Source organism: Roseitranquillus sediminis (assembly GCF_016918935.1).
GTDB lineage: Bacteria > Pseudomonadota > Alphaproteobacteria > Rhodobacterales > Rhodobacteraceae > Roseitranquillus > Roseitranquillus sediminis.
The window spans coordinates 96,280-114,535 of sequence record NZ_JAFFOB010000014.1; the positions used below are offsets into that span (position 1 = coordinate 96,280).

The window sequence follows — 18,256 nt, forward strand, 5'->3', positions numbered from 1 at the left end:
TTCTCCAGCAGGGCCTGCGCCGCCCAATAAACGTGCTTGAGCGCCGGAATGTTATTCTGCATTGATACGGAATGATGGTCACCGGTCAGGAGCATGATGACGCTTTCGCCCGCCTCGCGCTGGCGATCGACAAGGCGTCGTCGGTGCCGGTTTCGGTCCAGCTGCGCGGTGCGCTGGAATACGGGATCGCCTCCGGAGACATAGCGCCAGGCACGCGTCTGCCTTCGGTGCGCGGCCTGGCGGGCCGGCTCGGCATGTCGCCTGTCACCGTGAGCCACGTCTACGCCGCCTTGCAAGAGGCGGGGCACGTCGAAGGGCGGGTCGGCGCCGGAACCTTCGTCGCGGACGGCGGGGTGTCGCACCAGCATGCGGCCCGGCTGCGCGAGATCCGGCGCCGGATCGACGAACTCGTGAGACTGGGCGGGGAGGCCGGGCTGTCGCGGGCCGAACTCGCCTACCGCATCTCCGCGGCCGCCGAACCACGGCGCGTCCGACTGCTGATGCTGGGGACGTTCCACGACGCGACCGAGGCCTATGCGCGCGAGATCCGGCCGCACCTGCGCGCCGACGACGTCATCCTGGCTCGCACGACGGAGGAGTTGGCGAAGGAGGTGCCGCAGGACGTGGACCTCGTCGTGACGCCGCGTACGCTGCGGGCCGAGGCGGAGGCGCATTTTCCGTCGATCCCCGTCGTCGGGCTGACGCTGATCCCGAATGAGGCGACGCGGGTCGCGCTGGCGACGATCCCGCCACAGGCGCAGGTGGTGGCGGTGTCCTACTTCCCGAACTTCCTGCCGGTGATGCGGGCGGGGATCATGCGCTTCGCTCCCCACGTCACGCGAGTCACCGGCGCCGTACGGCTCGATGAGGGTCTGGCGGACCTGCTCGCGGGCGCCGACGTCGTGATCCATTCGACAGGGGCGGAGTATCTGCGCCGCGACCTGCGCCCTGACCAGACCGTTATCGAGTACCGGCACACGCCGGACAGTCACGCCATCGAGACCGACCTGCTTCCGGCGATCGACGCCTGTCGCGGACGGCACCGGCAACGAGAGGAACAGACGCAGTGAGGATCGGCGAAAGCAACTGGTTCGAGATCGAGAAGTACCTTGAGCATGACGACCGGTGCGTGCTGCCGCTTGGGTCGACGGAGCAGCATGCGTACCTGTCGCTCTCCGTCGACTCGATCCTGTCGGAGAAGGTCGCGGCCGACGCGGCCGAGCCGCTGGGCGTGCCGGTCTTTCCAGCGGTCGCCTACGGCCTGACACCCTATTTCCTTGGGTTTCCCGGCACCGTGTCGCTGAAGCTCGCGACCTACGCGGCGCTGGTGCGCGACATCCTCGACAGCCTCTACGCCAACGGCTTTCGCCGGGTCCTGATCGTCAACGGCCACGGCGGCAACAGTCCGGTTCAGCCGGTGACGATGGAATGGATGGAGGCGCACGAGGGAACCCGTTGCCGCTTCCACGACTGGTGGAAGGCGCCAAAGACGTGGGCCGCGGTGCAGGAGATCGACCCGGTCGCCAGCCACGCCTCGTGGATGGAGAACTTCCCGTGGACCCGCCTCCCCGGCCGTCAGCTACCCACCGAGCAGAAGCCTTTTGTCCCCTTCGACCGCCTGCGCGACCGCAACGCAGCGGCGGTGCGCGAGCTGATCGGCGACGGCAACTACGGCGGCGTATACCAGAAGCCCGACGCCGACACCGACCGCCTCTGGTCCGTCGCCGTCGAGGAGACGCGCGCCCTGCTGGAGGGTGACTGGGCATGACCGAGCCGATCCTGATCTGGGGCGCAGGCGCCATCGGCGGCATCCTCGGCGCCTATCTCGCCCGCGCCGGCCACGCGGTGCACATGGTCGACATCGTCGAGGACCACGTCCGTGCGATGCATGAGGGGGGCCTGCGCATCGAGGGCCCGGTCGAGGAGTTCACGCAGAGGCTACCCGCCAGCACCCCCTCCGAGCTCACCGGCCGCTTCTCCCGCATCATCCTCGCGGTCAAGGCGCACCACACCGGGGAGGCTCTCGACATGCTGGTGCCACACCTCGCACCGGGCGGCCTTGTCGTCTCGGCCCAGAACGGGCTCAACGAGATCGCCATCGCCGAGCGGATCGGGACAGAGAACACCGTCGGCTGCTTCGTCAACTACGGCGCCGACTGGCTGGAGCCGGGGCGCATCCTCTACGGCAACCGCGCCGCCGTCGCCGTGGGCGAGCTCGACGGGCGCATCACCGACCGTGTGCGCGAGATCCACGCGCTCCTCCGCATCGTGGAGCCGGACGCGGTGCTCACCGACAACATCTGGGGCTACCTCTGGGGAAAGCTCGGATATGGCGCGCTGCTGTTCGCCACCGCGCTGACGCCGCTCTCGATGTCCGACGCGATGGCCCGGCCGGACCACCGCCCGGTCTACGAGGCGCTGGGGCACGAGGTCATGCGCCTCGCCGCCGCGCAGGGCATCCGGCCGCTCGGCTTCAACGGCTTCGACCCGGACGCCTTCCTGCGCGCCGACCGAGCCGGCATGGCCGCGTCGCTCGACGCGATGGTCGAGCACAACCGGCACACCGCCAAGACGCATTCCGGCATCTGGCGCGACCTGGCGGTGCGCAAGCGCCGGACCGAGGTCGATGCGCAGGTCGGCCTGCTGGTGGACCTCGGCCGGCAGCATGGCGTGGAGACACCAGCGCTCGCGCGGCTCGTCGAGCTGATCCACGACCTCGAGGATGGACGGCGCGAGCAGTCTGCGGACCTCGTCGACCGGATGGTTGCCGCATGCGCCTGAACCTCGAGAGACAGGTCTTCGCCGTCACCGGCGCGGCGCAGGGTATTGGCGCGGCCATCGTCGCCGCGCTCGCGGAAGCGGGCGCGATCGTCGCCGCCATCGACATCGACGCGGCCGGCCTCACGCGCTTCGACGGCCGCATCACGACCCACGTGGCGGACCTCGGCAGCCGTAACGGCGCCCACGCGGCGATCGGCGCGGTCATCGAGCGGCACGGCCGGATCGACGGCCTCGTCACCGCCGCCGGTGGCGTGCGGGGGCAGGCGGGGCGGCCGATCGAGGAGATCGAACCCGCGGGCTGGCGCGCGATCTTCGAAGCCAACGTCGACGCCGCCATGTGGTGCGCGCAGGCCGCGGCACCCTTGATGAAGGCGCGAGGGCAGGGGCGCATTGTGACCATCTCGTCTGGCGCCGGCCTCCGGCCCAGCCTGACCGGCATCCAGGCCTATGCCGCGGCCAAGCACGCGCTGGTCGGGCTGACGCGCCAGCTCGCGCTCGAACTCGGGCCGCACGGGATCACGGTCAATTCCGTGGCGCCGGGCTTCATCCTGTCGAACCCCTCAACCGAGCGGCAATGGGACGCCTTCGGGCCGGAGCGGCAGAAGCAGATCGTGCAGGGCATCCACATGCGCCGGCTCGGCCGGGCGGAGGACATCGCCGACGCGGTCACCTTCCTCGCCTCCGACCGCGCCGGCTGGATCACCGGGCAGATCCTGTCCGTCGACGGAGGACACGCATGAGCGAACCGCACGAATGGGACGAGCCGACTTGGCGCGGCCTCGTGAACCAGGTCCGCGCGGGCCGCAACCTCAAGCCCGCCTCCTGGCCCGGCGGCGCCCGCTGCGCCGTCGCGCTCAGCTTTGACAGCGACCACGAGACGAACGAGCTGCGCGACGGCGGCCTCTCCCCCGCCCGCCTCTCCTGGGGCGAGTTCGGTGCCCGGCGCGGCATTCCGCGGATCAAGGCGGCGCTCGACCGGCACGGAGCCAAGGCCAGCTTCTTCGTGCCCGCGGTCTCGGCGCTCCTGCACCCTGACGAGCAGCGGATGCTGGTGGACGAGGGCCACGAGGTCGGGCTGCACGGCTGGATTCACGAGGTGAACTCGAAGCTCGACGCGCAGACCGAGCGCGACCTGATGTTCCGCGCCGCCGACACGATGGAGCAGGTGACTGGCGTTCGCCCAGTCGGGATGCGGACCCCTTCGTGGGACTACAGTCCCAACACGTTGGCCATCGCGCGCGAGCTCAGCCTTCTCTACGACAGCTCGCTCTTCGCCGACGACGACCCCTACGAGATCGTGGCGGACGGCGAGTCGACCGGCATCGTCGAGCTGCCGGTGGAGTGGGTCCGCGACGACGCCGTCTACTTCATGATGAACCGCTTCGGCGCGCAGCGGCCCTACACGCCGCCCGAGGCCGTGCTCGACATCTTCACCCGCGAGTTCGAGGGCGCTCATGCCGAGGGCGGTCTGTTCCTGCTGACCATGCACCCGCACGTCATCGGCTACCGCAGCCGCATCTTCATCCTTGAAGCGCTGCTGGAGCGGATCGCCGCCAGGGGCGACTGCTGGATCGCCACCCACGCCGACATCGCCCGCCACTGCGCCCGGGAGGCCGGGCTGAAAGGAGCTGCATGACCTACGCCCTCGCCATCCACGGCGGCGCCGGAACAATCCTCAGGTCGAAGATGACGCCGGAGAAGGAGGCCGCCTACCACGCCGGTCTCGCCCGTGCGCTTGCCGCGGGGCAGGCGGTGCTCGATGAGGGCGGCGCCGCGCTCGATGCCGTGGTGGCGGCGGTCTGTGCGCTCGAGGACGAGCCGCTTTTCAATGCCGGACGTGGCGCCGTCTACACCTCGGACGGGACGCAGGAGATGGACGCGGCTGTGATGGAGGGCGCCACCCGCCGCGCCGGAGCGGTCGCCGGCATCTTCGGCCCGCGCAATCCGGTGAAGGCCGCTCGCGCGGTGATGGAGCGGACGCCGCACGTCCTGCTGATCGGCGAGGGTGCGCTCAGCGTCGCGCGCGAGGCGGAGCTGCCGTTCGGCGACGCCGACTACTTCCATACGGACAGCCGGTGGGACGCGCTGCAGGCGACGCTCGCCATGCGGGCCGAGGGGCGGGAGACGGACGACCCCGCGCGCCGCCACGGAACCGTGGGGGCGGTCGCGCGCGACCGCGACGGGCATCTCGCGGCGGCGACCTCGACCGGCGGGATGACCGCAAAGGCGCCGGGCCGCGTCGGCGACACGCCGATCATCGGCGCCGGCACTTTCGCCGACGACGCCACATGCGCGGTCTCCGGCACCGGTCACGGCGAGATCTTCACCCGCTGGACCGCCGCCGCCGAGGTCGCCGCGCGCATGCGCCACCGCGGCGAGTCGCTGGAGCAGGCGGCGAGCCACGTCGTGATGCAGGACCTCGCGCCGAACGACGGCTCCGGCGGCCTGATCGCGGTGGACGCGGCAGGCCGGATCGCGATGCCCTTCAATTGCGAGGGAATGTACCGCGGATGCGTCACGGACGGGGCTGACATTCGCACCTTCATCTATCGCTGAGCAACATCTCGCACCGCCGCGCTAGATTGCGGCGGAATGGCGCGCCGCATGCTATTCTCCGTCCGGTCGACGGTCGGAGGAGGTGGAGATGCCAAGCGTCACGTTGCTCGTCGGTACCACGAAGGGCGCGTTTCTGCTCGAGGGGGATGCGGACCGGCGCGAGTGGGCGGTACGGGGGCCGCATTGCGACGGATGGTCGATCAACCATGTCATCGGTGACGCCGATAACGGGACGCTCTGGGCCGCCGGGGGCGGCGATTGGACCGGCGCCGGCGTCTGGCGTTCGATCGACGACGGGGGGAGCTGGACCCTCTCGAAGCTGTCGCACGGCCATCTCGACGCGTGGCTGATGGAGCAGCCGGAGATGGCAGCGGAATTCGGGATGAGCCCCGCGCCACCAGCACCCTTCACCGGCGAGGTTGTCGCGGTCTGGAGCCTGGCACGCGCCGGCGGCACCATCTACGCAGGCTGCAAACCCGCGCTCCTATTCGCCAGCACCGACGGCGGCGAGAGCTGGAGCAAGGTCAGCGGCCTGACCGATCACCCGTCGGCCGAGTCGTGGCAGCCGGGCGGCGCCGGCCTGACGCTGCACTCCATCGTGCCGTCCGCCGAGGACCCGCGCCGGATCTGGGTCGGGATCTCGGCGGCTGGAGTTTTCGCCACCGAGGACGGCGGCGCGACGTGGGAGCGGCGCAACCGCCGCGCCAACTACGATCCGCTGGGGGACAAGACCGGCTCGGCCGCAATCGGCCACGACCCGCACGAGGTTGGGCATTGTGTCCACAACATCGTCCGCGCGCGGGTCGGGAACGGCGGCGACACGCTCTACCAGCAGAACCACCACGGCGTCTTTCGCAGCGGCGACGGCGGCCGCAGCTGGCAGGAGATCGACGGCGGGCTCCCCTCCACCTTCGGCTTTCCCATCGCGGTCCATCCTCGGGATTCGGAGACGGTCTGGGTCCTGCCGCTCAACGGCGACATGGCCGGCCGCTTTCCGCCCGACGCCTCGGCTGCGGTCTGGCGCTCGCGCGACGGCGGCGAGAGCTGGACGGCGCTCCGCGAGGGGCTGCCCGCGCGCAATTGCTTCTTCACCGTGCTGCGGCAGGCGATGGCGACTGACAGCGGCATTCCCGCTGGCATCTACTTCGGCACCAACAGCGGCTCGATCTTTGCCAGCGCCGACGAAGGCGACAGCTGGATCGAGATCGCCCGCCACCTGCCGACGGTGCTCAGCGTAGAGGTCCTCGAGCGGGGGTGAGGGCAGCCGCGCGGCTGCGATATGGCTGGGGGTGGAGGCCGTACAGCGTGTACGCTATCTGCCCGGCTCGCCCGCCGGACATACGTGGAAGCTACCCTGAGGATGGAGCGCAACCATTCGCACCGGCGCTCCTCGACCCGGTGACGGATGATGCCTACGATGGCTCATTCGGGCCGGACTGACCCTGCTTTTCCAGTCCAGAGGCGGACGAGTTTGACGATTCTCGAGCCGGTGATCGAGCCGGATACCGGAGAATTTGCTTCAGTTGCGCAGGACCGAAAGAGGCGCCGCGCTTTGGACGCTGGAACGCAAGGCAGAATTGACATAGCGCCATTTGCGAAGCCGCTCGCCGTGGGGAGCTGGCCACGCTGATGGAGCAGGTTGTGGCAAGGATTGAAGAGTCGGTCAGCCGGGACTGCGCGCGCGGCATGCCGCGCGGAAGCGGCCGGAGCTGACGAGGGCTTTCGGAGTATGCACGACAGCAAGCCGGCGCACGAGGCGTTCCGGAGCCATCCGTCGGAACGGACGGAGGTGCTGGAGGCGATGCTGTTCGCATAGCGGAGGAAGGAATGGAGGCAATCTTTTCGCACCTCTCCTCGCACCGCCACATGTGGATCGATCTGCGCGGCCCGTCGACCAGGAACCTCCGTGCAGGCGCCTGGCTACGCAGATCTTAGGGAGCTACTGTCTGCGGGGCCTGCGACGCGCCCTTCGCGGCTCGCGTAACGCTCTCTCTCGGTTTTGCGTCACCGTCCGGCCGTGCGATCTGTCAGTCTCGGCACGTGCTCCCTGTTTGACACTGCGCTGCACGTGGAAGATCAGGGCGTGCTACGACCTTCTCCTGCCCCCCGCGAGAGTCGGCGCCCCTGGCTTCGGCTCGATGCGACCTGCCTCAAGGTTCGCGAGGACGGGGTTCAAGCATGTCCTCGAACCGGTGGCGGGCATGTCCGAACCATGAGCCGGGCCTTGATGGTCGCTGTCGCGAGAAACGCAGCAGTTGAGGCACCGTTTCGGGCCGAAGGGCTCTTGATCTGCGGACGAAAGTTCTAAGTAAGGCTTTGTCATGTTTGACCTTTTCGATCCAGTCAGCGCAAGTCGCCTCTCAGTCGCTCCGATGATGGATTGGACGGATCGGCATTGTCGTGCGCTGCATCGTGCGCTCTCGCGGCGGGTCCTGCTTTATACCGAGATGGTGACGTCGGTGGCGCTGGTGCGGGGCGGGGCGCGACATCTGCTGGCGTTCGACCGGGCAGAGCATCCCGTGGCCCTCCAACTCGGCGGATCGGAGCCGGGGGAGCTGGCGGCCGCGGCGCGGATGGGGGCCGACGAGGGGTATGACGAGATCAACCTCAACGTCGGCTGCCCGTCCGACCGGGTGCAGAGCGGCTGCTTCGGCGCGGTACTGATGAGGTCGCCAGAGCTCGTCGCCGAGTGCGTTGCGGGGATGATCGCCGCCTCTCCGGTGGAGGTGACGGTAAAGTGCCGCATCGGGGTCGACGAGCAGGAGCCCGAGGAGGTGCTGCCGGACTTCCTGGCCCGGATGCGAGCGGCAGGGGTGCGGCACGTCGCGATCCATGCGCGCAAGGCGTGGCTGCAGGGGCTGTCGCCGAAGGAGAACCGTGACGTCCCGCCGCTGGACCACGACCTCGTGCTGCGGATGAAGGCCGAGTTCCCGGACCTGCGGCTCTCGGTGAATGGCGGTATCGCGAGCCTCGATCAGGCCCAGCGCTTCCACGATGCCGGCCTTGACGGCGTCATGGTGGGACGCGCAGCCTATCACGCGCCGGTGGACCTGCTGGGGGACGCGGACCGCCGGATCTTCGGCGACGACCGGGCCGCCGTCACCGGCGAGGACGCGGTGCGCGCGATGCTGCTCTACATCGACCGGCACCTCGCCGCAGGCGGGCGCCTCCATGACGTCACGCGGCACATGCTGGGCCTCTTCGCCGGCCGCCCGGGCGCGCGGAGCTGGCGGCACATCCTGTCGGAAGGGGCGCACAGGCCGGGGGCGGGACGCGAACTGGTTCTGGCGGCGCTCGGTGCGGTCGAGGAGGCGGGGCGGGAGCGGGCTGCCTCCTAGCTCCCCGCGCGGCGGCGTTCGCCGTTGCCGGTGCGGCCTCCCGCACGGCGCTTCAGCCGCGCCGCGCGCGACGGTAGCTCGTCCATCAATGCGTCACGTTCGTCGTCGGTCAGGGAGCTCCAGGCCGCGATCTCATCGGCGGTCCTGAGGCAGCCGACGCAGAGGCCCTCGCGACGGTGGATCACGCAGATGTCGATGCAGGGCGTCTTCATTGGCGACTCAAGGCGACAGGTTGCGCAGGCGATCCAGAACGCCCTGCAGGATGTAGGAGGCGGCGACTTGATCGATGACCTCGGCTCGACGGCGGCGCGACGCATCGGCCTCGAGCAGCGCGCGCTCGGCCGCGACGGTCGAGAGCCGCTCGTCCCAATAGCCGACGGGCAGATCGACAAGCCGCGAGAGGTTGCGGGCGAAGGCGCGCGTCGACTGACAGCGCGGCCCCTCGCTGCCGTCCATGTTGCGCGGCAGGCCGAGGATCAATCCTCCGATCTCGCGGCCGCCGACGATCTCGAGCAGCCGCTGCGCGTCGAGCGTGAATTTGCGCCGGCGGATCGTCTCCAGCGGCGTCGCGACAGAGAGTGTGGCGTCGGAAACCGCGACGCCGATGGTCCGCTCTCCGAGGTCGAGCCCGGCGAGCGCCCGGCGCGGGGGCAGGGCGGCGGCGAAGTCGGAGATGTCCTCGTGGATCATCCAGGTTCCTGCGACGTCACCGCGCTATTCCTGCGCGTTCGGCGGCCTCGTCGATGAGGCCAAGGCTCTCGGCCTCAGTCCCGAACGCGGACCGCGCCTCGGCGTAGATCGCCGCCGCGCGGTCCTGCTCGCCCAGCACGCCGAGGGCCGCGATCAGCCGCGCCCAGTCCTCGGCCGGACCGCCCTCGGTGGCGAGACGCTGCGACAGGCCCTCGACCATGCCGCGCACCATCTCCTGCCGCTCCTCCGGCGACATCTCCTGCGCGGCGGCGAGATCGGCGGCGGACGGTCCCGGCGCGGCTGGCGGATCGTAGCGCACGCCGGCGAGTTGCGCCGCGCGCCCAATTTGCGCCCGGGCCGCCTGCACCCACGGCGCGTCTCCCGGACCCTGCTCGACCAGCGGGCGCCAGACCTGGAAGGCGAGGTCCGGGCGGCCGGTCTGGGCGTAGAGCAGTCCCGAGTAATAGCGCGCCGTGCCGTTCGCCGGGTCGCGGCGCAGCGCCTCGGCCAGAGCGCGCTCGGCCTCATGCGAGACGTAGCCTCCGGCGGCCATGACCAGGAGGTCGGCATAGTCGGACCAGTCTGCCGCTGTGGCCTCCTGTCCCTTGAGCTCGATTACGCGTGCCTGCGCCCGGTGCGCTGCCGCGTAGTTGCCGAGGATGGCTTCGTTGCGCGCAAGCAGCACGTATCCCTGCAGATCGTCCGATCGCTCCTGCAGCGTCTGCCTTAGCTGTTCCATGAGCGCTGCGTGGCGTGGGTCGCCCTCGACCGCCGGCATCGCGACCGCCGCCTCCGCCTCGGCCAGCGCCTGGCTCGGCCGCTCGGCGCGCGCCACCTCCGCCGCCTCGCGCCGCGCGGCGATCGGAAGATCCGGGTATCCCGGCGCGCCGAGCCAGACATAGAGGCCGACGCCGCCGCCCAGGACCAGCAAAGCGAGGGTAAACGCCACACCGGCGCTCGCTGCCTTCGGCGCACCATCCGAGGCCCCTCCGGACGCCGCCCGACGATCGGCGTCGAGCAGGCGCCGCGACACCTCAAGCCGGATCCGCGCCGCCTCGTCTTCCGTCAGGACGCTACGCGCGACGTCGCGATCGACCTCCTTGAGCTGGTCGCGATAGACGTCGACGTCCGTCGCCTCGTTCGGCGCACCGGCGTCGCTCCAGAACGCGCGCAGCAGCAGGGCCGCAACCGCCGCCGCCATCGCCAGTGCCGTGATCCAGAATGCCATGCTTCGTCCCGTCCGGTTCCGCGCCGGTCTAGCCGAGCCGGGGCGCTGGCGAAAGCCCGCGGGAACCGCCGCGCCGGGGGACGTGATGTCGCGATACTCCGGCACGGCGACGGGTTGGCAGGGCGGCCTCGACCCTCCAAGAATGGCGGCGTCGAGTCGAGGCCGAGGAAGCGTCATGTCCCGCTATTCAGCGCTCAGGATCGTGCGTGAGGCGATGCGCCGGCATGCAGGATGGGGCCGTGCCTGGGGCAGCCCGGAGCCGCGGCGGCGCTACAAGGTCGTGATCGTCGGCGCGGGGGGACACGGGCTGGCGACGGCCTACTACCTCGGCCGGAACTACGGCATCACCGACGTCGCCGTGCTCGAGAAGGGATGGCTCGGCGGCGGCAACACCGGCCGCAACACGACGATCATCCGCTCGAATTACCTGCAGGACCCGTCCGCGGCCATCTACGAGAAGTCCCGCGCGCTCTACGAGGACCTCAGCCAGGAGCTGAACTTCAACGTCATGTTCAGCCCGCGCGGCGTGATGATGCTGGCCCAGACCGAGCACGAGGTCCGCGGCTACAAGCGCACGGTACAGGCAAATGCGCTGCAAAGCGTCGCGACCGAGTGGATCGGGCCGGAGCGGGTGAAGGAGCTTTGTCCGATCATCCGGATCGACGGGCCCCGTTACCCCGTGCTGGGCGCCCATTGGCAACCGAGAGGCGGCACCGCCCGGCACGACGCGGTGGCGTGGGGCTACGCCCGAAAGTGCTCGGAGATGGGCATGCACATCGTCGAGCGCTGCGCCGTCACCGGCGTCCGCACTGAGGGTGGCCGGGTGCAGGGAGTCGAGACGTCCCGTGGCTCGATCGACTGTGAGAGCCTGTGCCTCGTCGTGGCGGGGCACTCGGGCGAACTGGCGCAGATGGCAGGGTTCCGCCTTCCGATCGAGAGCGTGCCTCTGCAGGCGCTGGTCTCCGAGCCGATCAAGCCCTGCATGGACGTGGTGGTGATGGCCAACACCGTCCATGGCTACATGAGCCAGTCAGACAAGGGCGAGATGGTCATCGGCGGCGGCACCGACGGCTACAACGCCTACACGCAACGCGGCAGCTTCCACCATATCGAGGAGACGGTGCGGGCGCTGGTCGAGACCTTCCCGATGCTCTCGCGCCTCAAGGTGTTGCGGCAGTGGGGCGGGATCGTAGACATGACGGGCGATCGCTCGCCGATCATCGGCCGCGCGCCGGTCCGAGGCATCTACCTCAACTGCGGTTGGGGGACCGGCGGGTTCAAGGCCATTCCTGGCTCCGGCTGGGCCACGGCCGAGCTGGTGGCGACGGGCGCTTCCGGGCCCCTCGCGGCAGACTTCGGGCTCGAGCGCTTCCGCGAGGGGCGCTTCATCGACGAGAGCGTTGCGGCGGGAGTGGCGCATTGAGCGGCGGGCTCGAGCGCTCGGCAGGCTGCGAACGACCTACGCTAGGGTGGAAAATCGCGCCGATCTGTGTCCTCAATCAGGTGAACCCAGGACGGGAAGGAATGCAGCCATGGGACGCACCATCCTCATCGCGATCGCTGCCGTCGTCATCATTGTCTTCCTCATCATCTGGCTCTTTTTCGAGGCAGGCGAAGAGGCGGTCGAAGCCGTCGCGCCGGACGAGGGCGCCGTCGCGGTCGAGCCCGAGGCGAACTAGCCGCGCGTCTCTTGCGCGACAGGCGGGCGAGGGCGGCACATGCTGACGCTGCGCTGTCCCTGCTGCGGCGTGCTGGCGGACGAGACCGAGCTCGCACCGGGCGGCACCGCGCATCTGCGCCGCGAGGGGCCCGAGGCCTCGGACGAGGCGTTCGAGGCGTACATGTTCCTTCGTGACAATCCCAGGGGCGTGCACTTCGAGCGCTGGCGCCACGCCTTCGGCTGCGGCAAATGGTTCCACGCCGCGCGCTGCACGGTGACCAACGAGGTCTTCGGGACCTACCCGGCACAGACCGCCGCTCCGCCCGAGGAGGTGCTGGAGGCGATCCGGCGGCGCCGGCCGGAGTGGGAGCGATGAGCACGCGCCTCGGCACCGGCGGGAGCGCGATCGACCGCTCGCGGCCCGTCCACTTCACCTTCGACGGTCGGCGTTTGGCGGGCCTCACCGGTGACACTGTGGCGTCGGCGCTACTCGCGAACGGCGAGCGGGTCGTGGGACGGTCCTTCAAGTACCACCGACCCCGGGGCATCGTGGCGAGCGGGCCGGAGGAGCCGAACGCGCTGCTGGGAATCGGTACCGGCGACCGCTTCGAGCCGAACGCCCGTGCGACCACGACGCCTCTCCGCGAGGGGATGGCGCTCCGCAGCCAGAACCGCTGGCCCAGCCTCGCCTTCGACGTCGGGGTGGTGAACGCGGCACTGTCGCGTTTCCTGCCGGTGGGGTTCTACTACAAGACATTCATGTGGCCCCGCCGGTTCTGGGAGAGCGTCTATGAGCCGCTGATCCGGCAAGCCGCCGGACTCGGCCGTGCGCCAGACGCGGAAACGCGGGATCCAGACCGCTATGAGCATTTCCACCTCCATGTCGACGTGCTGGTGGCAGGCGGCGGCATCGCCGGCCTGCAGTCGGCTTTGGCCGCGGGACGTGCGGGGGCGCAGGTCCTGCTGATGGAGCAGTCGCCGCACTGGGGCGGCCGGGCGCAGGTGGACGGGGTGCGGATCGAAGGCGATCCGGCGGCGGAATGGGTCGCCCGAGCCGTGGCCGAGCTGGAGGCCATGCCGAACGTCCGGCTGCGGCTGAACGCGACGGTGGTGGGCGCCTACGATCACGGCTGGATGCTTGCCGTCGAGATGCCCGAGCCGGGGCCGCGCGAGCGTCTCTGGAAGATCCGTGCCCGCCGCACCGTCATGGCGACCGGCGCCCTCGAGCGGCCGCTGGCCTTCGCCGGGAACGACCGTCCCGGCGTGATGCTGGCCTCGGCTGTCAGGGACAATCTGATGCGGTACGCCGTCTCGCCCGGGGACCGGACCGTGCTCGTGACGGCGAACGACGACGGCTACCGCACGGCGATCGCGCTGGTCGAGGCGGGCCTGTCGGTGCCGCTCGTCGTCGATGCGCGACCGGAGTGCAACGGTCCGCTGCCGCGCCGGGCGCGCGAGATGGGCATCCGCGTCGCGCCGGGCCGCGCCATAGCCGGGGTCCGCTGGCAACGGCGCATCACTGGCGTGGACGTCTGCCTGCAGGCGGGCGAGGGAAGCGCGCTGGAGCACGTGCCGTGCGATGCCGTGGCGATGGCGGGCGGCTGGTCGCCTGCGGTGCATCTCTGGTCGCACTGCGGCGGGCGGCTGCGCTGGGACGAGGCGACGGCCGCTTTCCGGCCCGATCCGCAGTTCCCGCCGACTGGCGCGGATGGGCAGGCGGCAATCCTGCCTGCGGGCTCCGCCGATGGCCACTCAAGGGCCGTCGAGGTGCTGGCGTCGGCGCATCGGGCCGGGGTCGCGGGCGCGGCAGCAGCGGCGCACGAGGGCGATGCGGGTCAGGTCGTGACGGCGGAGGAAGGCGCGGAGGCACCGGCGCTCGCCGTCTGGCGGATGCCGCAGAGCGCTGACCACCGGCTGCGGGCGCAGACCTTCCTCGACTTCCAGAACGACGTGAAGCTGACGGATGTCGAACTCGCGGCGCAGGAAGGTTATCGCAGCGTCGAACATGCCAAGAGGTACACGACCCTCGGGATGGCGACAGACCAAGGGAAGCTTAGCAACATTAATGGTCTCGCGGCGTTGTCTCACACGACAGGTCAGGCGATTTCCGCGGTCGGGACGACGACGTTCCGTCCGCCCTACACGCCGCTGACGCTGGCCACCATTGCCGGGCAGGCGCGCGGCGACCTGTTCCAGCCGGTGCGCCGCACCCCGCTGCACGCGCGCCACGAGGCTCTGGGCGCGGCGTGGGAGCCGGTAGGACAGTGGCGTCGGCCGTACGTCTATCCGAAGGCCGGCGAAACGGTCGAGGACGCGGTGCGGCGGGAGGTTCTGGCGGTGCGGAGCGAGGTCGGGATCCTCGACGCCACCACGCTCGGCAAGATCATCGTCAAGGGGCCGGATGCGGCGCAGTTCCTCGACATGATCTACACTGGCCGCCCTTCGACCATTGCCGAAGGACGTTGCCGTTACGGCCTGATCTGCAACGAGAATGGCTTTCTCATCGACGACGGCGTGGTGGCGCGGCTAGGCCCCGAGACATGGCTCTGCCACACCACCACGGGCGGGGCCGAGCGTATCCACGCCCACATGGAGGAGTGGCTGCAGACCGAGTGGTGGGACTGGCGCGTGCACGTTCTGAACGTGACCGAGCAGTTCGGCCAGATCGCGGTGGCGGGGCCGCTGGCGCGCAATCTGCTCGAGCGCCTTGGCGGCATGGACCTCTCGCGCGAGGCGCTGCCGTTCATGCATTGGACCGAGGGGCGGCTGATGGACGTGCCGGTGCGGGTCTTCCGCATCTCGTTCTCGGGCGAGCTCAGCTTCGAGATCGCGGCGCCGGCCGGGCGCGCTGGCGAGATCTGGGACCGGCTGGCGCAGGACGCCACGCCCTACGGAACGGAGACGATGCACGTCCTGCGCGCCGAGAAGGGCTACATCATGATCGGGGATGAGACTGACGGTACGGTGATCCCGCAGGACCTCGGCCTGAACTGGGCGATCGCGAAGAAGAAGGATGACTACATCGGCAAGCGCGGCCAGATGCGCCTGCACATGGCGGGCGAGCGGTGGCGCCTGGTAGGCCTTCTTACCCCAGACGGCGCGGTTTTGCCGGAGGGCAGCCTGGCTGTGGCGCAGGGGACCAACGCCAACGGCCAGCGGCGCACGCAGGGCCGCGTAACATCGGCCTACTGGTCGCCGACCCTGGGGCGGGGCATCGCGCTGGGGTTGGTCGACCGGGGGCCTGAGCGGATGGGCGAGACGCTGTCATTCCTTCAGCCCGATGGCAGCGAGTACCGCGCGGAAATCGTCTCGCCCGTGTTCCACGATCCGGAGGGAGAGCGGCTGAATGCCTGAATACCCGCTTGAGGGACGTAGGTTCGACGGCCTCGTCAGACTTGAGTCCGCCGAGCCGCGTGGCATGATCGCGCTGCGCGGCACTCCGGAGGAGCTGTCGTCCGCGCTTGAGGAGTCGGTGGGCCTTGCGTGGCCCGCGACGGGCGAGGCGGCCTGGACGGGCGAGGTGGGTGCGCTCTGGATGGCGCCCGACGAGCTCCTGCTGCTGGTACCCCAGGGGCAGGCGCAGGACTTGGTGGAGCGGCTGGGCCGGTCGCTGGCGGACCGGCATCACCTCGTCGCGGACGTCAGCGACATGCGTACGCTGCTCCGCATGAGCGGGTCGGGTTGCCGCGACGTGTTGGCCAAGGTCACGCCGGCCGACGTCTCGCCCGCAGGCCTATCGATCGGCCGTGTGCGCCGGTCGCGGGTCGGGCAGGTCGCCGCGGCAATCTGGCTACGCGACGGAGAAACGGCCGAGATCGCCTGCTTCCGTTCCGTTGCCCACTACGTCTTCGACCTGCTGGCCGACGCGGCGCACCCCGAGGCGCGGGTGGACTACTGGACACCCCAGGGGGCCGACGCACAGGCTTGACGCGCATTGGCCCGGCGCTCCATTGAGCGTTAACCAAATGCCGGAAAAGGAGAAGGACAGATGGCTTTTACGCTTCCAGACCTGCCGTATCCCCACGACGCGCTCGCCTCGAAGGGCATGTCGAAGGAGACGCTGGAGTACCACCACGACATGCACCACAAGGCCTATGTCGACACCGGCAACAAGCTGATCGAAGGCACCGAGTGGGAGGGCAAGCCGGTCGAGGACATCATCCGCGGCACCTACGACCCCAACGCGGTGGCTCAGAACGGCATCTTCAACAACGCCTCGCAGTACTGGAACCACAACCAGTTCTGGGAGATGATGACGCCCGACGACAGCAAGATGCCGGGCGAGTTCGAGAGCCGGCTCAAGGACGCCTTCGGCAGCGTTGACGCCTTCAAGGACGAGTTCTCCAAGGCCGGCGCCGGCCAGTTCGGCTCGGGCTGGGCGTGGCTGGTGGCCGAAAAGGACGGCACGCTGAAGGTGACGAAGACCGAGAACGGCGTGAATCCGCTCTGCTTCGACCAGACTGCGCTGCTTGGGTGCGACGTGTGGGAGCACTCCTACTACATCGACTTCCGCAACAAGCGGCCGGCCTACCTGCAGAACTTCCTCGACAAGCTGGTCAACTGGGAGAACGTGGCATCCCGCCTGCCTGGCTGACCGAAAGGTACTAAGCGTCTACGCGGCCCGGCCTGTCAGCCGGGCCGTCTGCATGATTCGGGACAGCGGAATCCATGATCGTCAAGTGGTGGAGGGCTGAATAGGCTGCGGTGGCTGGAACAGGCAGATTGACGCTGCGGCAGCAGATGCCGCCTGCACCAGAAGGGTCATCGCCATGAACAGCCAGCAGGTCCGCCGCACGATCCTCCCGGCACTTCCGAACATCCGCTTCGCCGAATTCGTGATGAGCATCGAAGCGGCATGGCGCGAGCGTCGTGCAATGCGCGAGATCGACGATGCCGCGCTACGCGACATGGGCCTTACCCGGTCCGACGTGGAAAACGTCCGCCTCGAGGACATTCTGCGCCGCTGACTCAGTCTGCCGCTCGCCGAGCGGCGGTCCTTCGGTCGTAGGTCGCGACGCGCCAGACATACCAGCCGACGATCCCGGCGAGCACGATGTTCGAAACAGGGTTCATCCACGCCTCGACCTTCGCATACTGACTCTCGAGAAAATAGCCGAGGAGTCCTAGCAACGTTGTCCAGATCGCCGTTCCGAGGGCGGAGTAGGCCATAAAACGACCCATCGGCATCCGCGCCATTCCCGCGGGCACGGAGATGAACGTCCGCACGGTGGGCACCAGCCGGCCGATGAAGACCGCCGCGCCGCCATGCCGCGCGAACCAGTCCTCGGCCTGCTTGAACTCGTCCGGCGAGACGGTCAGCCAGCGGCCGTGCCGCGCTGCCAGCCGGTGAACCCGGTCGCGGCCGATCCAGAGGCCGACGTAGAACCACATCAGCGCGCCGGCGAGTGAGCCGAGCGAGCCCGCGATGATGACGACGACGATATTGCCATTGCCTTGGGCCGCGTTGAAGCCGGCGAGCGGCATGATGAGTTCCGACGGTATTGGAGGAAACACGTTCTCGGTGAACATCAGGAGCGCCACGCCGACAAAGCCGATCGTGTTGAGAAAGCCGGTGATCCAGTCGAACATGCGCCTGCCTGCCTCGTGCCGATGCCGTGGAAAGCGCGGGACGCTGCGAAGCGGTTCCGACACGGGTGCATCTACGTCCGTCTCGAGTGACGCAGTCGATCCGGTCCGCGTCGGAACTCCGGAGCGCGCCTGCCGGTTGAACGGGCAACACAACAGCACGGAGGCAGACATGGCCGAACGCCAGAGATCCAAGGACGGCAGCCGGGATACGGAAAAGGTGCTGGGCGAAAAGGGCAAAGTCGAGCACATGGATCGCGGCACCAGCAGCGGCGGGGGCGACCTGTCGCGCGACATCGGCACGCGGGACGAACTGAAGCGCGCGGAGGACCGGCCGGCAGGGGTCACGCGCGTCCGCAAGGGCGACCGGCCGAACGACCCGCCCGAAGGCTCGACCGGCAAGAGGGAATCCTGATG

At 69.4% G+C, this 18,256-nt stretch carries 20 protein-coding genes; 16 read left to right on the forward strand and 4 right to left on the reverse strand.

Annotated features, from left to right (window positions below; translation table 11 throughout):
• Positions 1-71 precede the first annotated feature (71 nt).
• The 8 genes from JM664_RS07285 (at position 72) to dusA (ending at position 8,675) form a co-directional block, all read left to right on the forward strand.
• Complete coding sequence (locus tag JM664_RS07285) at positions 72-1,070, forward strand: GntR family transcriptional regulator (RefSeq protein ID WP_227419259.1); 999 nt, start codon at positions 72-74, stop codon at positions 1,068-1,070.
• Entirely contained in the window at positions 1,067-1,768 is a 702-nt protein-coding gene (locus JM664_RS07290; protein WP_227419260.1) for a creatininase family protein, read from the forward strand. The genes JM664_RS07285 and JM664_RS07290 overlap by 4 nt, the downstream gene beginning before the upstream one ends.
• Positions 1,765-2,781, forward strand: coding sequence for a ketopantoate reductase family protein (locus JM664_RS07295; RefSeq protein WP_227419261.1), 1,017 nt, complete (start codon positions 1,765-1,767; stop codon positions 2,779-2,781). Before JM664_RS07290 ends, JM664_RS07295 begins: the two co-directional genes overlap by 4 nt.
• On the forward strand, positions 2,772-3,521 hold the full coding sequence (locus JM664_RS07300; protein WP_227419262.1) for an SDR family NAD(P)-dependent oxidoreductase: 750 nt from the start codon (positions 2,772-2,774) through the stop codon (positions 3,519-3,521). Before JM664_RS07295 ends, JM664_RS07300 begins: the two co-directional genes overlap by 10 nt.
• Positions 3,518-4,417, forward strand: a complete 900-nt coding sequence (locus JM664_RS07305) for a polysaccharide deacetylase family protein (RefSeq protein WP_227419263.1) — start codon at positions 3,518-3,520, stop codon at positions 4,415-4,417. Before JM664_RS07300 ends, JM664_RS07305 begins: the two co-directional genes overlap by 4 nt.
• Entirely contained in the window at positions 4,414-5,337 is a 924-nt protein-coding gene (locus JM664_RS07310; RefSeq protein ID WP_227419264.1) for an isoaspartyl peptidase/L-asparaginase family protein, read from the forward strand. The genes JM664_RS07305 and JM664_RS07310 overlap by 4 nt, the downstream gene beginning before the upstream one ends.
• A gap of 88 nt (positions 5,338-5,425) precedes the next feature.
• A complete protein-coding gene (locus tag JM664_RS07315) occupies positions 5,426-6,595 on the forward strand; it encodes a WD40/YVTN/BNR-like repeat-containing protein (RefSeq protein WP_227419265.1) in 1,170 nt (389 codons plus the stop codon).
• Between the two features lie 1,063 nt (positions 6,596-7,658).
• Complete coding sequence (gene dusA / locus JM664_RS07320; RefSeq protein WP_227419266.1) at positions 7,659-8,675, forward strand: tRNA dihydrouridine(20/20a) synthase DusA; 1,017 nt, start codon at positions 7,659-7,661, stop codon at positions 8,673-8,675.
• Here the strand turns inward: dusA and JM664_RS07325 are convergent.
• From JM664_RS07325 to ccmI, 3 genes are read right to left on the reverse strand one after another with little or no spacing between them, the layout of a single operon-like run.
• On the reverse strand, positions 8,672-8,887 hold the full coding sequence (locus JM664_RS07325) for a DUF1289 domain-containing protein (protein WP_227419267.1): 216 nt from the start codon (positions 8,885-8,887) through the stop codon (positions 8,672-8,674). The two genes, dusA and JM664_RS07325, sit on opposite strands and share 4 nt — an antisense overlap.
• A gap of 7 nt (positions 8,888-8,894) precedes the next feature.
• Positions 8,895-9,365: a Holliday junction resolvase RuvX gene (gene ruvX, locus JM664_RS07330; RefSeq protein WP_227419268.1), complete on the reverse strand. Its 471-nt coding sequence runs from the start codon at positions 9,363-9,365 to the stop codon at positions 8,895-8,897.
• 16 nt (positions 9,366-9,381) lie between these two features.
• On the reverse strand, positions 9,382-10,593 hold the full coding sequence (gene ccmI, locus JM664_RS07335) for a c-type cytochrome biogenesis protein CcmI (RefSeq protein WP_227419269.1): 1,212 nt from the start codon (positions 10,591-10,593) through the stop codon (positions 9,382-9,384).
• Between the two features lie 175 nt (positions 10,594-10,768).
• On the opposite strand from ccmI, the gene JM664_RS07340 reads away from it, so the two are divergent.
• The 7 genes from JM664_RS07340 to JM664_RS07370 all read left to right on the forward strand — a co-directional run bounded on the left by JM664_RS07340 (position 10,769) and on the right by JM664_RS07370 (position 17,220).
• The gene (locus JM664_RS07340; RefSeq protein ID WP_227419270.1) at positions 10,769-12,016 is read left to right on the forward strand and encodes a sarcosine oxidase subunit beta family protein; all 1,248 of its coding nucleotides are present in this window, start codon (positions 10,769-10,771) and stop codon (positions 12,014-12,016) included.
• Between the two features lie 109 nt (positions 12,017-12,125).
• A complete protein-coding gene (locus tag JM664_RS07345; protein ID WP_227419271.1) occupies positions 12,126-12,272 on the forward strand; it encodes a hypothetical protein in 147 nt (48 codons plus the stop codon).
• Between the two features lie 39 nt (positions 12,273-12,311).
• On the forward strand, positions 12,312-12,629 hold the full coding sequence (locus JM664_RS07350) for a sarcosine oxidase subunit delta (RefSeq protein ID WP_227419272.1): 318 nt from the start codon (positions 12,312-12,314) through the stop codon (positions 12,627-12,629).
• Positions 12,626-15,607 (forward strand): sarcosine oxidase subunit alpha family protein, encoded by a 2,982-nt coding sequence (locus JM664_RS07355; RefSeq protein WP_227419273.1) that lies wholly within the window; start codon positions 12,626-12,628, stop codon positions 15,605-15,607. The genes JM664_RS07350 and JM664_RS07355 overlap by 4 nt, the downstream gene beginning before the upstream one ends.
• Positions 15,600-16,181 (forward strand): sarcosine oxidase subunit gamma, encoded by a 582-nt coding sequence (locus JM664_RS07360; protein WP_227419274.1) that lies wholly within the window; start codon positions 15,600-15,602, stop codon positions 16,179-16,181. Before JM664_RS07355 ends, JM664_RS07360 begins: the two co-directional genes overlap by 8 nt.
• Positions 16,182-16,241: 60 nt before the next feature.
• Complete coding sequence (locus tag JM664_RS07365; protein ID WP_227419275.1) at positions 16,242-16,847, forward strand: superoxide dismutase; 606 nt, start codon at positions 16,242-16,244, stop codon at positions 16,845-16,847.
• A gap of 175 nt (positions 16,848-17,022) precedes the next feature.
• Positions 17,023-17,220 carry a DUF1127 domain-containing protein gene (locus tag JM664_RS07370; RefSeq protein WP_227419276.1) on the forward strand — a complete coding sequence of 66 codons (198 nt, stop codon included), beginning with the start codon at positions 17,023-17,025 and terminating at the stop codon, positions 17,218-17,220.
• 1 nt (position 17,221) lies between these two features.
• Here the strand turns inward: JM664_RS07370 and JM664_RS07375 are convergent, their stop codons facing one another.
• The gene (locus JM664_RS07375; protein ID WP_227419277.1) at positions 17,222-17,842 is read right to left on the reverse strand and encodes a DedA family protein; all 621 of its coding nucleotides are present in this window, start codon (positions 17,840-17,842) and stop codon (positions 17,222-17,224) included.
• Positions 17,843-18,011: 169 nt separating this feature from the next.
• Here JM664_RS07375 and JM664_RS07380 point away from each other — a divergent pair, with 169 nt between their 5' ends.
• The gene (locus tag JM664_RS07380) at positions 18,012-18,254 is read left to right on the forward strand and encodes a hypothetical protein (RefSeq protein ID WP_227419278.1); all 243 of its coding nucleotides are present in this window, start codon (positions 18,012-18,014) and stop codon (positions 18,252-18,254) included.
• Positions 18,255-18,256: the final 2 nt, after the last annotated feature.